Raw genomic sequence first — 15,537 nt, 5'->3', positions numbered from 1 at the left:
TTCACCTTTTTTTCCTTTTCTCATACGATATTAAAGAATGTAACGTATAGGTGGGGATACTATTATGATTGTAATAGGCCGTTCTATTGTACATCCTTATATCACAAATGAATATGAGCCATTTGCAGCTGAGAAACAACAAATTTTATCCATTATGGCAGGAAATCAAGAAGTTTATTCCTTCCGAACAGCTGATGAACTCAGCTTTGATCTTAATTTACGAGTTAATATTATTACTTCCGCGCTAGAACTTTTTCAAAGTGGATTTCAGTTTCGTACATTTCAACAATCTTTTTGCAACCCTCAGTTTTGGGAAAGAACATCACTTGGCGGATTTAAACTACTTCCAAACATACCGCCTTCCATTGCCATCCAAGATATTTTCAAAAATGGAAAACTATATGGAACTGAATGCGCAACCGCTATGATAATTATTTTTTACAAAGCATTACTATCATTGTATGAGGAAAAAACTTTCAACCGGCTATTTGCAAACCTTTTACTTTATACATGGGACTATGATCATGATTTAAAGCTCATAACAAAAACAGGTGGCGATCTTGTTCCAGGCGATCTCGTTTACTTTAAAAATCCACAAGTGAATCCAGCTACAATCGAGTGGCAAGGAGAAAACACAATCTATTTAGGAAATTTCTTTTTTTACGGACATGGCGTAGGTGTAAAAACAAAAGAAGAAATTATATATGCGTTAAATGAACGACGAGTCCCTTATGCATTTATTTCGGCTTTCTTGACTGATACTATTACTCGTATCGATAGTCGTATTATGAGCCACTACAGTTCGCCTAGCACACCACAAACCTCAATAGGATTTATTCCAATTAGAGATGATGCAATCGTTGCAACAGTCGGACATACAACTACAATCTATTAAAAAAACGCCTACATGTGTAGGCGTTTTTTCTTCATTATTAAGCTTTTGAGTGTTCCTTTTGGTCACATTCGCAATGAGATCCACATTTCCCGTAAAGTACTGTTGATTTTTCATCTTCAAAATGTCCGATTGTTCCTTCACATACTTGGCATACGATTGTTCCCATTTTTCATTTCCCCCTGAGTTTTAATAATAATCTACTTATTTATAATTAAGCTTTCGCATTATCTCTATTAGCACATTCACAATTTGTACCACATTTCCCGTAAAGCACTGTCGTTTTTTCATCTTCAAAATGTCCGATTGTTCCTTCACATACTTGGCATACGATTGTTCCCATTTTTCATTTCCCCCTAAGTTTATGGTCCTAAAAACTTTTAGCTGTCCATTTCCTATCAATTATTGGGCTTTTGTATGCTCTGTGTGATCACATCCGCAAGATCCACATTTCCCGTAAAGTACCGTTACTTTCTCATCTTCGAAGTGTGCAATTGTACCTTCACAATCTTGACATACGATTGTTCCCATTTTTCATTTCCCCCTAAGTTTATAATCCCAAAAACTTTTTGTAACCGCTTAACTTTCTGTCTTTATTTTAATATGTTATACTTTTTACGTCAATAGGTTTTTAGTATAACACATTAAATATTTTAAAATTAAATTAGTATGCGATATTAACACAAAAAAACAGTCATATATCATACGTACGACTGTTTCTTGTTAATTATTCTTCATACTCCGCATGCAAAGAAGTAGACGGAACAAGAAATTTAAAAAACTGAGCTAACTCCTCTGCCTCCTCTTCCGACCCTAACTTAAAAATTTCTTGTATATAAGGAACATTTTCCACATCATCTCGTCCAAGCAAAGTAGATCTCCCTGTTTGCATACAAACAATAAGTGGCTTTCCAAAAAACATATTTGTATAAATAACTCCAAAATCATAACGTGTATCATGCGTCATAAATCCTAAAAATCGTACCTTCACACTTTCATGCTCATCATACAATTTTTCAAACATCAGTTTCCACCTTTCTCAATAACACTTCCTACTCAATAATATATTAAACAAAAAAAGTAATACTCCTTTTAATTGTCAAAAAATTCAGTAGGATGTAGAATGATATTATTCTACTAAACTAGGGGGGAAATTTGTATGCAACACGCCTTTATCACACTTGTACCTAAATCCAATCAACAATCTGTTTCAATAGAGGATGTCAAACACCTTTTTCATAACTATAAAACCGTTACTTCCAAGACTGGTGATCAAATTAATTACGCCTATACAAATACAGCTTTTCCTTATGAAATATTAGATACATCAGCAACAACATTAAAACTCCAATCGAGTCACGACCGATATAATTCTATTTATGTGGGGATTGGAATAGAAAAGAATCAATCTTTCATACAGATTTCTTTACCCACCACAGCAACATTCGGCGATAAAGGAAAAGCAAATGAATTTAGCCGTTTTCTAGCGAAGAAATTGGAAGGAGAGTTACAATTATTTAATGGAAGAACAATGTATTTCTATAAACGTTAATTTAAAAAATTGAGAATATGATTAAAAAAAGTATGCAATTTGAACACGTAAGGAATAATGCCTGCTTCCTTGCGTGTAATACAAAACATGCAATTACATATGCCAAATAAAGAAATACGAAAAAGAGAATTACTTTATAATGAAACTTATCACCATTCGATAATGTTAATACAATGGAAAAACCACTCCATAATAGAAAATGATAAAATATAACATGTAATATTCTCATGGAACCTTCTCCTTTGACATGCTCTATTTTATTAATATATGGGATTAAGTTTGAATCAATTACATATTATATGAAAGTATATATGCTGCTTTTGGATTAACGTATGTTCTAACGATTCATTTAAAGTATTATATATATTCATTCGACAAGTACATATAAAGACCTTGCACGCCATTATATTAAAATAAAAATAACCCATCTCTTTAAATAAGAGATGGGTTATTTACATTACTTAAATTATTTTACAATGTGAATTGGCATTCCAAGAGCAACTTCAGCTGCTTCCATTGTGATTTCACCTAATGTTGGGTGAGCATGGATTGTTTGAGCGATATCTTCTGCTGTCATTCCAGCTTCGATAGCTAAACCAATCTCAGAGATAATATCAGAAGCGCCTGCACCTGCAACTTGTGCACCTACAAGAAGACCATCTTCTTTACGTGTTACAAGTTGTAAGAAACCGTCAGTGCTGTTTAATGATAACGCACGACCGTTTGCAGCGAATGGGAACTTAGATACAGCTACTGTCATTCCTGCTTCTTCAGCTTGTTTCTTAGTGTAACCAACAGATGCTAATTCTGGATCAGTGAAGCATACTGCAGGAATTCCGATGTAATCGATTGCTGATGCATGGCCACTAATTGCTTCAACAGCTACTTTACCTTCGTAAGAAGCTTTGTGAGCTAATGGAGGTCCAGGAACGATATCACCGATTGCATAGATGTTTGATACGTTTGTACGACATTGCTCATCGATTTCGATGATGCCACGGTCAGTCATTTTAACTCCAACTTGCTCAAGACCGATTTCTTGAGTGTTTGGACGACGACCTACAGTTACTAATACGTAATCTGCTTCTACAGTTTGGATTTCACCTTTAACTTCGAAGCTAACTTTTACGCCAGTTTCTGTTTCTTCAACGCCTTTAGCCATAGCTTTTGTATGGATATTTACGTTACCTTTCTTTTGAAGAGCACGTTTAACAACAGAGCTCATTGCTTTTTCGAAACCAGCTAAGATTTCGTCGCCAGCTTCTACTACAGTAACTTCTGTACCGAAGTTAGCATATGCAGTACCTAATTCCATACCGATGTAACCGCCGCCGATTACAACAAGTTTTTTAGGAATTTCAGGTAAGCTTAAAGCGCCTGTAGAGTTGATAACACGTTTAGAGTATTTGAATCCAGGAATTTCGATTGGTGTAGAACCAGTTGCAAGAACAGCATTTTTAAACGTATAAGTTTGTGCTGCATCTTCAGTCATTACGCGTAATGTGTTAGCATCTACGAAGTAAGCTTCACCGCGAATGATTTCAACTTTGTTACCTTTAAGAAGGCCTTCAACACCGCCAGTTAATTTCTTAACTACGCCGTTTTTCCATTCTTGAACTTTTGTAAAGTCAACTTTTACGTTCTCTGCAGTGATACCCATGTCATCAGAATGCATTGCATTCTCATAACGGTGACCTGCATTGATTAACGCTTTTGAAGGAATACATCCAACGTTTAAGCATACGCCACCAAGGTTAGCTTTTTCAATGATTGCTACCTTTTGACCTAATTGTGCTGCACGAATTGCCGCAACGTATCCACCAGGACCTGCACCAACAACGACTGTATCTAATTCAATTGGGAAATCTCCTACTACCATTGTTATTACGCCTCCATTACTAATAATTGTGGGTCATTCAATAGACGTTTAATTTGGTTTAATGCTTTTTGAGCAGTTGCGCCGTCAATTAAACGATGGTCAAAGCTTAGAGATAATGCTAATACTGGAGCTGCAACGATTTCACCATTTTTCACAACTGGTTTCTCAGCGATACGGCCGATACCAAGGATTGCTACTTCTGGGTGATTGATAACTGGAGTGAACCATTGTCCACCTGCAGAACCAATGTTTGTAATTGTGCAAGAAGCACCTTTCATTTCAGCTGGAGCTAAACGACCGTCACGTGCTTTACCAGCAAGTTCATTGATCTCGTTAGAGATAGTAAAGATAGATTTACGATCTGTATCTTTAACAACTGGTACTAATAGACCTTTGTCTGTATCAGCTGCGATACCGATGTTGAAGTAATGTTTATGAACGATTTCTTGAGAAGCATCGTCTAAAGCAGTATTCAACATTGGGAATTCACGTAATGCAGATGTTAAAGCTTTTACAACGTATGGAAGGTAAGTTAATTTAATACCTTTGTCAGCTGCAACAGCTTTGAACTTCTTACGGTGAGCAACAAGTTCTGTTACATCTACTTCGTCCATTAATGTTACGTGAGGAGCTGTATGCTTAGAGTTAACCATTGCTTTCGCAATCGCTTTACGGATACCACTCATTTTCTCACGAGTTTCTGGATATTCACCAGCTGGGATTGGTTGTGCTTTTGGTGCTTCTTCTTTCGCTGCTGCTGGAGTAGCTTCTACTGCTGCTGGAGCCTCAGTTGCTGCTACAGTTTGTCCACCATTTGCAAATGCATCGATGTCAGTTTTCACAACGCGGCCGTTCTTACCAGAACCAGCTACTTTATGAATATCTACACCTTTTTCACGAGCATATTTACGAACAGATGGCATAGCGATTACACGCTCATTTACTACTTCTGCAGTTGCTGCTGGAGTAGCTTCCGCTGCTGGAGCTTCTACTGCTGCTTCTTCAGCTTTTGGAGCTTCATCATGATCGTCACCTTTAAATTTAAGGTTTTCGTATCCAGGAGCATCAAATTTAATTAATGTATCTCCTACAATTGCAACTGTTCCTTCTTCTACAAGTACTTCAAGTACTTTACCTTTAACAGGAGAAGGGATTTCTACTACTGCTTTATCATTTTGTACTTCAAGAAGTACATCGTCTTCGTTTACTTCGTCACCTGGTTTAATAAACCATTTTACGATTTCACCTTCGTGGATACCTTCACCGATATCTGGTAGTTTAAATTCAAATGCCACGGAATTCAGCCCCCTGATTCATTTCATTATTATGGAATATGTACAAAAGAAACCAGCATGTGCTGATTTCTTTTGCACATGAAAAACTAAAAATTAGAAGTTCATTACTTTGTTAACAGCTTCAACAATATCTTTATGGTTTGGTAACCATACGCTCTCAGCTTGAGAGAATGGGAATACTGTATCAGCAGCTGCAACACGTACAACTGGAGCTTCTAAGTTTAAGATTGCACGGTCGTTAATTTCCGCTACAACGTTAGCTGCAATACCAGCTTGTTTTTGAGCTTCTTGAACTACAACTACGCGGCCTGTTTTTTCAACAGAAGCGATGATTGTTTCGATATCTAATGGTTGAACTGTACGTAAGTCAACAACCTCTAAAGAGATACCTTCTTTTTCAAGTTCTTCAGCAGCTTTTAATGCAGCATGAACCATAGCACCGTAAGCGATAACAGATACATCTGTACCTTCACGTTTGATATCAGCTTTACCTAAATCAATTGTGTAATCGCCTTCTGGTACATCTTGACGGAATGAACGGTACAATTTCATATGCTCTAAGTAGATAACTGGATCGTTGTCACGAATCGCAGAGATTAAAAGACCTTTTGCATCGTATGGAGTAGATGGAATAACAACTTTTAGACCAGGTTGTTGAGCCACTAATCCTTCTAAGCTATCAGCATGTAGTTCAGGAGTATGAACGCCACCACCGAATGGAGAACGAATTGTTACTGGAGCAGTCCAACGTCCACCAGAACGGTAACGCATACGAGCTAATTGACCAGAAACTGAATCCATTACTTCATAAATGAAACCGAAGAATTGGATTTCTGGAACTGGACGGAAACCTTCTAATGCAAGTCCAACTGCAAGTCCACCAATACCAGACTCTGCAAGTGGAGTATCCATTACACGATCTTCACCGAATTCAGCTTGTAAACCTTCAGTAGCACGGAATACACCGCCGTTTACACCAACATCTTCACCAAACACAAGTACGTTAGGGTCATTTTTCATTTCAACGCGTAAAGCATCAGTGATTGCTTGAATCATTGTCATTTGAGCCATGGCTTACTTCGACTCCTTTTCTTTGTAAATTTCATATTGTTCAGCTAAGTTGTAAGGCATTTTTTCGTACATGATTTCCATTAAATCAGTAACTTTTTGTTTTGGAGCTTGGTCAGCCTTAGCAATTGCTTGTTTGATATCTTCTTTTGCTTCTTCGATTACTTTCTCTTCAACTTCTTGAGACCATAGGCCTTTGTTTTCTAAGAATGCACGGAAGCGTACGATTGGATCTTTTTGTTCCCATTCGTTCTCGATATCTTTTGTACGGTAACGAGTTGGGTCATCACCAGCCATTGTATGTGGACCGTAACGGAATGTTAAAGTCTCGATTAAAGTAGGGCCTTCGCCGTTTACTGCACGCTCACGAGCGAAAGCAGTTGCTGCGTATACAGCTAATGGATCCATACCGTCTACTTGAATTCCGTAAATACCTGCTGCTACTGCTTTTTGTGCTACAGTTTTAGCTGCAGATTGCTTTTCTACTGGAGTAGAGATTGCATAACGGTTGTTTTGTACAACGAAGATTGCTGGAGCTTTGAATGCACCCGCAAAGTTCATACCTTCGTAGAAGTCACCTTGTGAAGCACCACCGTCACCAGTGTAAGTAATTGCAACAGATTTTTTACCACGTAATTTCATACCTAACGCAACACCAGCAGTTTGGATGATTTGCGCACCGATAATGATTTGTGGAGCAAGTGCATTTACATTCTCAGGCATTTGGTTACCCATGAAATGTCCACGAGAGAATAAGAATGCTTGGTATAATGGTAGACCGTGCCACACTAATTGTGGAACGTCACGATATCCTGGTAAGATGAAATCTTCTGCTTCAAGTGCGAAATGACTTGCTAATTGAGAAGCCTCTTGTCCAGCAGTTGGTGCGTAGAAACCTAGACGTCCTTGACGGTTTAAAGAAATAGAACGTTGATCTAGTACGCGAGTATACACCATACGGCGCATTAATTCTTTTAATTGATCATCAGATAATTCAGGCATAGCTGCTTCATTCACAACTTCGCCTTTTTCATTTAAAATTTGTAATGTTTCAAATTGAGCTGCGATAGCTTTCATTTGCTCATCAACATTAAATAGGGTCTTTTTTGTTTTAGTACCCATTCCGTTCACCTCTTCCTCTCTTGAACCATATTCTGAAACGCTTTCACTATCTATTAGCTAGACTGAAAACGCAACAATGTAAACCAACAAATTTGTCTGTCGGTTGAGAATAATTTTGTGTACCTAACAATCTGTACTAATGTTTTTTCAAAAACATATTAATACAATCTTGATCACGTTTTTTAGTTTACAACTATTCTAATTACGATGTCAATTACTTTGAATACGTTTTTTTATAAATAATATGCAGGTTTCCTCCACACAAACGTGTTTTTATTTTTCACATCTGTATTAGTAGGCATTAACCTACTGTTATATTATTCCCTTTTTAACTTATTTTTTCTCTTAGAATAATATGTAAACGATTTAATTCTCTTTAGTTTTTCTCTCTTCTCAATAAAATTATACAAACACTTCTTCCTTTTATAGGTAAATACCTATACATTTCTGACCATTCTTCCATACATTATTGTAACCGCAGTATTAGCGGGAAATGATAAAGGAGGTCATCTCATGTACGGATACTCATATTGCTATCCAACAACTTGCTCATATCCTTCCTACGGTTATGGCGGTTCTTGTGGCGGATCTGGGCGCGGATTTGCATTAATCGTTGTGTTGTTTATCCTTTTAATTATTGTTGGTGCTGCTTGCATTCGCTAATGTAAAATGAAACAACTATGGAAAGAAACGGACGGCTTTGCCGTCTTTTCTTTTTATTATATAACTTATCTATAGAAGATTTGTTTCCACGTAGCTCTTCCTTACTTGCCGATGACTTTTTTTATCTCCTTTGGTAGACTAAAGAAGAAAGGAGAGATTACATATGCTTACAATGAATGAGGTAATTCGTGAAGGAAATCCGATTTTGCGTGACGTCGCAGAAGAGGTCTCCTTACCTGCTAGCGAGGAAGATACAAATACTCTTAAAGAAATGATTGAGTTTGTAATAAATAGCCAGGACCCTGAAATGGCTGAAAAATATAATTTACGCCCCGGAATCGGATTAGCAGCTCCGCAAATCGGTATTTCAAAGAAAATGATTGCGGTTCATGTAACTGATACGAACGGTACGTTATATAGCTACGCATTATTTAATCCAAAAATCATTAGTCATTCTGTTGAACGTACATATTTACAAAATGGTGAAGGTTGTCTATCTGTAGACCGTGAAGTACCTGGTTATGTCCCTCGTTACACAAGAATTACAGTAAAAGCAACAACTATTAACGGTGAAGACGTAAAACTGCGATTAAAAGGTTTACCAGCAATTGTATTCCAACATGAAATAGACCATTTAAACGGTGTTATGTTCTATGACCATATTAATAAAGACAATCCATTTGCGGCTCCCGATGATTCAAAACCTCTAGAGCGATAATAGTAAAAAGGCGGAAGTTAACCTTCCGCCTTTTTATTATCTGAAATGGGTTCCATATTCACTTATAACAATCCAGCCCATTTTAATCCATGATATATACCGTCTTCACTTACATCGTTTGTCACATGATTTGCAAGCTTTTTCAAGTCATCATGACCATTTCCCATCACAATACCTGTGCCTACTGCTTCAATCATTTCTAAATCGTTTAAGCCATCCCCAAATGCATACACTTGTTCACGGTTAAATCCTAATTTTTCAATGAACTTCTCAATCCCTTTTGCCTTAGAACCACCATTTGGAATGATGTCCATTGAATACGCATGCCAACGAATAAAATGAAAATCTGGATACTGATTAATAAACTTTTCCTCTTCATTTACTTCACAGAAAAGAAGCGTTTGATAAATATCACGTTTCTCATAAAAATCAGGTTCATATGCCGGATGATCAAATTGTAAGCTTCCAAAACCTTCTTTTACATAATCATGATATTCCACTGACGCTCTCATCTCTTGATGGTCAAGATATACAAGTGGATATCCTTCTTGTTTTGCAAACTGGGTAAACTTATGTAGAGCCGCTGGGTGTAACGGATTATTAAATATTGTCTCACCTTCAAATACAACGTACTGTCCATTAAAACTAACATAATTATGTATATTGAGTTCCTTACGAATATCTTCAAACATAAATGGCGCACGCCCTGTCGCAATTGCTACGTGCACACCTTTTTCTTGTAAATCTTTTACTGCATCACGTGTAGATTGCGGAATTTTTTTATCATGATCTAATAATGTTCCATCAATATCAAAAAAGACAATTTTATCGTTCATTTGTCAAAATCCTTTCTGGCACTCTATATTCCTATTTTGATTATCACTTTTCAAATTTCAAAAAAAAGTATAACATATTAAACATCTGTGAAGAAAGCGTTCACTTTCTGACCTTATTTATGAAATATGCATATAATATTAGGAAAATAAATGTGGATACTTGTTCGGATGAATTTTCTTTTCTATTCTTCCTCATACTATATCTATAACTAACGGCTACTAATCGTTACTACAGGATAACTTACACTATACTAAAAAGAACAAGATTCACTATTCACTTCTAATCTTCTTTCTTGTACGGGAGACGGAGTTATCATTAGTAACATGCATGTTTAAAATAAGGAAAGGAAGGAGTAATCATGCTGAAGAAGCTGAAGAAAAAGCTCAAGCGTTATTTAAACGATTTAGTCCGTAAGAAGACAATCGCTTAAATTGTGCCCATTTCGGGCTTTTTCTTCATTCTCATTCGAAAAAACATGAAAATCATGACTGTTTGCTTTATAATAAGTAACAGATAATGCAAAACATAGACAAGGAGAGGTTTTCCCAATGATTTTTAAAGTATTTTATCAAGAAAAATTAACTGAGGTCCCAGTACGTGAAAATACAAAAGTTTTATATTTAGAGGCTACGTCTCAAAAGGATGTTCGTAAAAAATTACAAAAGTTCGCATATAATATCGAGTTCGTTCAGTCTGTTACTGGTGCTCATCTTGAATATGAAAAACAAAACGCTGATTTAATATTAGCGGAGATCGTATAGTCATATGAAATTTCTAAAAAATGATCAAGCTGCCGTTTTTGCCCTTGGTGGTCTTGGTGAAATCGGTAAAAATACATATGCTGTTCAATTTCAAGATGAAATTATTATAATTGACGCTGGAATTAAATTTCCAGAAGACGAACTCCTCGGGATCGATTATGTAATACCAGATTACACTTATTTTGTGCGAAACGAAGATAAAATTAAAGGGTTATTCATTACACATGGTCACGAAGATCATATTGGTGGAATTCCTTATCTATTACGTCAAGTAAACATTCCAATTTACGGCGGAAAATTAGCAATTGCCCTAATAAAAAACAAATTAGAAGAGCACGGATTACTTCGTAAAGCAAAACTTTATGAAATTCAAGAAGATGATGTTATTAAATTTAAAAAGACATCTGTTTCCTTCTTCCGTACAACTCACAGTATTCCAGATTCATACGGAGTTGTTGTGAAAACACCTCAAGGACAAGTCGTTCATACAGGTGATTTCAAATTCGATTTCACACCAGTCGGTGAGCCAGCAGATTTAACAAAAATGGCTGAAATCGGAAAAGACGGTGTACTTTGTCTCTTATCTGATAGTACAAACAGTGAAGTACCAAACTTTACGATGTCTGAGCGCCGTGTTGGTGATAGTATTCAAGATATATTCCGCAAAGTAGAAGGTCGTATTATCTTCGCAACCTTTGCATCGAATATCCATCGCTTACAACAAGTTGTTGAGGCCGCTGTTGAAAATAATCGTAAAGTAGCTGTATTTGGTCGAAGTATGGAAGCAGCTATTGAAATCGGACAAAACCTTGGTTATATCCGATGTCCAAAGGATACATTCATAGACACATCTCAGCTAAACCGCCTACCAGCTAATAAAGTTGTTATTTTATGTACAGGTAGTCAAGGGGAGCCTATGGCAGCACTTTCACGTATTGCCAATGGTACACATCGTCAAATTCAAATTATCCCTGGCGATACAGTTGTTTTCTCTTCTTCACCAATCCCAGGCAATACAATTAGTGTAAGTCGTACAATTAACATGTTGTACCGTGCTGGCGCTGATGTAATCCATGGTAAACTCTCAAATATTCATACGAGTGGACACGGTGGACAAGAAGAACAAAAGTTAATGTTACGTCTTATTAAGCCGAAATATTTCATGCCAATTCATGGTGAGTATCGTATGCAGCGTATGCATATGAAATTAGCTAATGATTGTGGTATTCCAGAAGAAAATTGTTTCATTATGGATAATGGAGATGTTCTTGCTTTACGTTCTGATGAAGCAAGCGTAGCTGGGAAAATCCCATCTGGCTCTGTCTATATCGATGGAAATGGTATTGGAGATATCGGGAATATCGTATTACGTGATCGTCGCATTCTTTCTGAAGAAGGACTTGTTATTGTAGTTGTAAGCATTGATATGAAAGAATTTAAAGTTGCAGCAGGACCTGATATCATCTCGCGTGGTTTCGTTTATATGCGTGAAAGCAGCGATTTAATCAACGATGCTCAAACATTAATTACAACACATTTAGAAAAAGTAATGGAGCGAAAAACAACACAATGGTCTGAAATTAAAAATGAGATTACAGACACATTAGCACCATTCCTATACGAAAAAACGAAACGCCGTCCAATGATTTTACCAATCATTATGGAAATATAAGAAAAAGGACAATGCCTCCTCGGCATTGTCCTTTTCTCTTATCTTAAAAAATGCTTAAAACGATCTACTTCATCGTCATGACCAATTACAATTAATATATCTCCCACTTGAATGTTTTCTGTAGCTCGAGGAGATACGATAACTTCTTTTCCACGTTTAATTGCTACAATGTTCAACCCAAACTTCGCACGAATATCTAATTCAATTAAAGAGTGCCCATCAATTTTTTTATTTGCAATAATCTCTACAATACTATGCTCATCTGAAAGCTCTAGGTAATCTAACACATTACTTGATGCAATATTATTTGCAATCCTTTTTCCCATATCCCGTTCTGGATGCACAATATGATCGGCCCCTATTTTACTTAACACTTTTTCATGATAGTCATTTTGAGCTTTCACAGTAATATTTTTCACACCTAATTCTTTCAAAATTAACGTTGTTAAAATACTTGAATTTAAATTATCTCCAATAGCAACGACTACATGATCAAAATTGCGAATACCAAGACTTTTTAATACCATCTCATCTGTTGAATCTGCAATTACGGCATGCGAAGCTATATTTGCAAACTCATTAATTTTATCCTCATCTGAATCAATTGCCATTACTTCCATACCTAATTGAGCGAGTTCTCGGCAAATACTTCCACCAAAACGCCCAAGCCCAATAACAGCAAATTCTTTCTCTTTTTCGCCCACAGGAATTCCTCCAATAACATCAAATACTATGTACTTTTATTGTAACATACTTTAGATTCGCTACAAAAACCTGTATATAATTCTTATTTTTGTTTTTGCATATAAAAATACTGTTGTAAATAAAATGCGATACCGAAAATTAACATACCGAATACAAATATATTTCCAAATGAACTAAATGTTTCAAAAACGAACAATAACGTTTCTTGTCCGAAAAAAGCAAATAATAGTTGTGTAAATGCGAATAACAATGCCAATATATAATGATGTTGATGGAATAAATAATGTGTTGCGCCTAAAAAAGCTATAAACGAAACAATAAAAATCCACCAAGTTTCTAAATACAGTTGCCAATTAGTAAATTGATATCCATTTACTAATATCGCAATAATTCCTATAACTGCCATCGTCGGCACACTCCATAATAATGCACGTCCTCTAAAGAAGCGCGTACCTTTTGCATCGCCTTTTTCATTTGCAATGTATGTTAGCACGACAGTACTTATATACAAAACAGAAAGGATTGTTAAAACAATGATAAGCCAAAAATGTAATTGATAATATTCATGTTCTATATTCGTCACGATTGCAGCTAACATACATGGAATTAGCATTCCCGTCCAACCATCTACTTTTCTTTCATTCCAAAATACCGTATTACCAATCCGAATTCCTAATAGCATAAAAATAATGATACCTAGCACAAATAATGTAGTCTTATTCCCTACTAAGCTCGTTGAGAAAGCAATTAATCCAATAAATAAAAAAAGAACAAATCCATTCATAATTTCTAGTACAGGTGACAAATATCTTTTCACCCATTTGTATGTTTCTTCATATTCACTATTATTTGCTAAACGATAGGCGTAAAAACTTATCCCAAAATAAACCGCCGCAATAATAACATATGCATATAAGACGAAACATAAAATCGCACTGCTAATTTGCACGTAATTCCCCACCCTTTTTTCTATGTATCACATTGATTTTACACACTTTTCATACTAAAAGTAAACATATATAGGTAGTTAAATAATTATCTTTTCTATTAGCAATAATTAATAATGAGCAGTGGCTAAAAACCCCCTGCTCATTATTAAAACGCCAAATGTAACTTTACTCATTTGTATGAAAATGTCTAACACTAACAAATATGAAAGATATTTTAGTCTCGGAACTAAGAAGTTCCCACTCTAAACTGTTGCACAATTAGCGTGGAAGTTCACTTTCGATTTCCCTTCCACTTCACATATTGGTCTAAAAATACAATCGCTTTCTCAATAGCCTCTTCGTCTGGTTTTAATTTCGCATGATGTAAACCATATTCTGAATTTACTCCCAGCCAAAACATAAATCCAGGTATCTCTCGAAGCATATAACCAAAGTCTTCACCTGTCATTGCCTCCGTACATGTAATTACATCTATATTCGTTTGTTCACGAGTAAATTGCATAAACTCTCTCGTTAACTCTTCATGGTTATACACTTGATGATACATCGCTCCGTAGTCAATAACAGCTTCACATTGAAAAGCAGCTTCTATTCCCGCAACAATTGCCTCAATTCGGCTTTTAACACGTTTCATTGAATCCACTGATAACGTTCGAATCGTTCCTTCTAAACGAGACTTTTCTGCGATGATGTTTTGGACTGTGCCACCAGTGATTTTCCCAATTGTAATTACCGCACTGTCAAGAGGGTTCACATTACGACTAATAACTGATTGTAGTTGTGTAACGAGATGACTCGCTGCAACAATCATATCATTTGCTGTATGCGGATATGCAGCATGTCCACCTTTTCCTTTTAAATCAACGTATAACTCTGATGTATTCGCAAATAATAAACCTTCTTTTGTAGCAATTGTTCCCACAGGGTATTCAGGCGCAATATGAAGCCCAAGAATCATATTCGGCTTCCATTCTTTTAACTCTTCACTTTCTAACATAGGAAGTGCACCACCTGGACCCTCTTCAGCTGGTTGGAATATAAACACAAGATCATCGTCTATTCTTTCGCTTACAGCCGCTGTTAGAAGGCCTAAACCAATTGTTGTATGCAAATCATGCCCACACGCATGCATCATTCCTTCATGGATAGAAGAGAAGTCATATTCCGTTTCCTCTGTAATTGGTAGACCGTCTATATCTGCACGATAACCTATTATTTTTTCCGGATTTTTCCCATTTACTTTAACAATTACACCTGTTTTCCATGTTTTCACTTCCAAATATTCATTAGAGAGCGTTCCTATATAATTTAAAATATACTGTTGTGTTTTCCACTCTTTAAATCCGATTTCCGGAATTTTATGTAAATCTCTACGAACTTGGACAAACTTACTTACTGTCATTTTTACACCTCCATCTATAAA

The 15,537-nt window shown here is 36.2% G+C and carries 19 protein-coding genes; 6 read left to right on the top strand and 13 right to left on the bottom strand.

Annotated elements, in window-relative coordinates; all coding sequences use genetic code 11:
* Positions 1–64: 64 nt before the first annotated feature.
* Positions 65–895, top strand: coding sequence for a protein-glutamine gamma-glutamyltransferase (locus MRBLBA3_RS02360; protein ID WP_000635344.1), 831 nt, complete (start codon positions 65–67; stop codon positions 893–895).
* A 37-nt stretch (positions 896–932) separates the two neighbouring features.
* Here MRBLBA3_RS02360 and MRBLBA3_RS02355 read toward each other — a convergent pair whose 3' ends face one another.
* From MRBLBA3_RS02355 to MRBLBA3_RS02340, 4 genes are all read right to left on the bottom strand, one after another.
* Positions 933–1,061 (bottom strand): GapA-binding peptide SR1P, encoded by a 129-nt coding sequence (locus tag MRBLBA3_RS02355; protein WP_000536797.1) that lies wholly within the window; start codon positions 1,059–1,061, stop codon positions 933–935.
* Between the two features lie 45 nt (positions 1,062–1,106).
* Positions 1,107–1,235, bottom strand: coding sequence for a GapA-binding peptide SR1P (locus MRBLBA3_RS02350; protein WP_000536808.1), 129 nt, complete (start codon positions 1,233–1,235; stop codon positions 1,107–1,109).
* 59 nt (positions 1,236–1,294) lie between these two features.
* Positions 1,295–1,423, bottom strand: a complete 129-nt coding sequence (locus MRBLBA3_RS02345) for a GapA-binding peptide SR1P (protein WP_000536778.1) — start codon at positions 1,421–1,423, stop codon at positions 1,295–1,297.
* A 196-nt stretch (positions 1,424–1,619) separates the two neighbouring features.
* Positions 1,620–1,916 carry a DUF3055 domain-containing protein gene (locus tag MRBLBA3_RS02340; RefSeq protein WP_000462036.1) on the bottom strand — a complete coding sequence of 99 codons (297 nt, stop codon included), beginning with the start codon at positions 1,914–1,916 and terminating at the stop codon, positions 1,620–1,622.
* Between the two features lie 135 nt (positions 1,917–2,051).
* Here MRBLBA3_RS02340 and MRBLBA3_RS02335 point away from each other — a divergent pair, with 135 nt between their 5' ends.
* Positions 2,052–2,444 (top strand): DUF1885 family protein, encoded by a 393-nt coding sequence (locus MRBLBA3_RS02335; RefSeq protein WP_001163314.1) that lies wholly within the window; start codon positions 2,052–2,054, stop codon positions 2,442–2,444.
* Between the two features lies 1 nt (position 2,445).
* On the opposite strand, the gene MRBLBA3_RS02330 is transcribed toward MRBLBA3_RS02335, so the two are convergent.
* The 5 genes from MRBLBA3_RS02330 to pdhA all read right to left on the bottom strand — a co-directional run bounded on the left by MRBLBA3_RS02330 (position 2,446) and on the right by pdhA (position 7,808).
* Positions 2,446–2,673: a hypothetical protein gene (locus tag MRBLBA3_RS02330; RefSeq protein WP_001221349.1), complete on the bottom strand. Its 228-nt coding sequence runs from the start codon at positions 2,671–2,673 to the stop codon at positions 2,446–2,448.
* Positions 2,674–2,910: 237 nt separating this feature from the next.
* Positions 2,911–4,323: a dihydrolipoyl dehydrogenase gene (gene lpdA, locus MRBLBA3_RS02325; RefSeq protein ID WP_000260106.1), complete on the bottom strand. Its 1,413-nt coding sequence runs from the start codon at positions 4,321–4,323 to the stop codon at positions 2,911–2,913.
* Between the two features lie 5 nt (positions 4,324–4,328).
* A complete protein-coding gene (gene pdhC / locus MRBLBA3_RS02320) occupies positions 4,329–5,618 on the bottom strand; it encodes a pyruvate dehydrogenase complex dihydrolipoyllysine-residue acetyltransferase (protein WP_000863416.1) in 1,290 nt (429 codons plus the stop codon).
* A 93-nt stretch (positions 5,619–5,711) separates the two neighbouring features.
* Entirely contained in the window at positions 5,712–6,689 is a 978-nt protein-coding gene (gene pdhB, locus MRBLBA3_RS02315) for a pyruvate dehydrogenase complex E1 component subunit beta (RefSeq protein WP_000068162.1), read from the bottom strand.
* A gap of 3 nt (positions 6,690–6,692) precedes the next feature.
* Complete coding sequence (pdhA, locus tag MRBLBA3_RS02310; protein ID WP_000536893.1) at positions 6,693–7,808, bottom strand: pyruvate dehydrogenase E1 component subunit alpha; 1,116 nt, start codon at positions 7,806–7,808, stop codon at positions 6,693–6,695.
* A gap of 513 nt (positions 7,809–8,321) precedes the next feature.
* Between pdhA and MRBLBA3_RS02305 the strand changes: the two genes are divergently transcribed.
* Both MRBLBA3_RS02305 and def read left to right on the top strand, forming a co-directional pair.
* Positions 8,322–8,471 (top strand): YjcZ family sporulation protein, encoded by a 150-nt coding sequence (locus tag MRBLBA3_RS02305; protein WP_000274565.1) that lies wholly within the window; start codon positions 8,322–8,324, stop codon positions 8,469–8,471.
* Positions 8,472–8,634: 163 nt separating this feature from the next.
* Positions 8,635–9,189, top strand: a complete 555-nt coding sequence (def, locus tag MRBLBA3_RS02300) for a peptide deformylase (protein ID WP_000957073.1) — start codon at positions 8,635–8,637, stop codon at positions 9,187–9,189.
* Positions 9,190–9,251: 62 nt separating this feature from the next.
* Here def and MRBLBA3_RS02295 read toward each other — a convergent pair whose 3' ends face one another.
* A complete protein-coding gene (locus tag MRBLBA3_RS02295) occupies positions 9,252–10,025 on the bottom strand; it encodes a Cof-type HAD-IIB family hydrolase (RefSeq protein WP_000998262.1) in 774 nt (257 codons plus the stop codon).
* A gap of 549 nt (positions 10,026–10,574) precedes the next feature.
* On the opposite strand from MRBLBA3_RS02295, the gene MRBLBA3_RS02290 reads away from it, so the two are divergent.
* Positions 10,575–10,787, top strand: a complete 213-nt coding sequence (locus tag MRBLBA3_RS02290) for a DNA-dependent RNA polymerase subunit epsilon (RefSeq protein WP_000576437.1) — start codon at positions 10,575–10,577, stop codon at positions 10,785–10,787.
* A 4-nt stretch (positions 10,788–10,791) separates the two neighbouring features.
* Positions 10,792–12,459, top strand: a complete 1,668-nt coding sequence (gene rnjA / locus MRBLBA3_RS02285) for a ribonuclease J1 (RefSeq protein ID WP_000670372.1) — start codon at positions 10,792–10,794, stop codon at positions 12,457–12,459.
* Positions 12,460–12,497: 38 nt separating this feature from the next.
* On the opposite strand, the gene MRBLBA3_RS02280 is transcribed toward rnjA, so the two are convergent.
* The 3 genes from MRBLBA3_RS02280 to MRBLBA3_RS02270 form a co-directional block, all read right to left on the bottom strand.
* Positions 12,498–13,163 carry a potassium channel family protein gene (locus MRBLBA3_RS02280; protein WP_002160673.1) on the bottom strand — a complete coding sequence of 222 codons (666 nt, stop codon included), beginning with the start codon at positions 13,161–13,163 and terminating at the stop codon, positions 12,498–12,500.
* Positions 13,164–13,246: 83 nt separating this feature from the next.
* Positions 13,247–14,113, bottom strand: a complete 867-nt coding sequence (locus MRBLBA3_RS02275) for a hypothetical protein (protein ID WP_001167316.1) — start codon at positions 14,111–14,113, stop codon at positions 13,247–13,249.
* 272 nt (positions 14,114–14,385) lie between these two features.
* The gene (locus MRBLBA3_RS02270; protein WP_000218685.1) at positions 14,386–15,516 is read right to left on the bottom strand and encodes an N-acetyldiaminopimelate deacetylase; all 1,131 of its coding nucleotides are present in this window, start codon (positions 15,514–15,516) and stop codon (positions 14,386–14,388) included.
* Positions 15,517–15,537: the final 21 nt, after the last annotated feature.

This window comes from Bacillus sp. LBA3-1-1.1, assembly GCF_040676495.1.
In the GTDB taxonomy this organism is placed as follows: domain Bacteria; phylum Bacillota; class Bacilli; order Bacillales; family Bacillaceae_G; genus Bacillus_A; species Bacillus_A nitratireducens.
The sequence above is the reverse complement of the archived record's forward strand: the minus strand, read 5'-3'. Positions and strand labels throughout refer to the sequence as shown.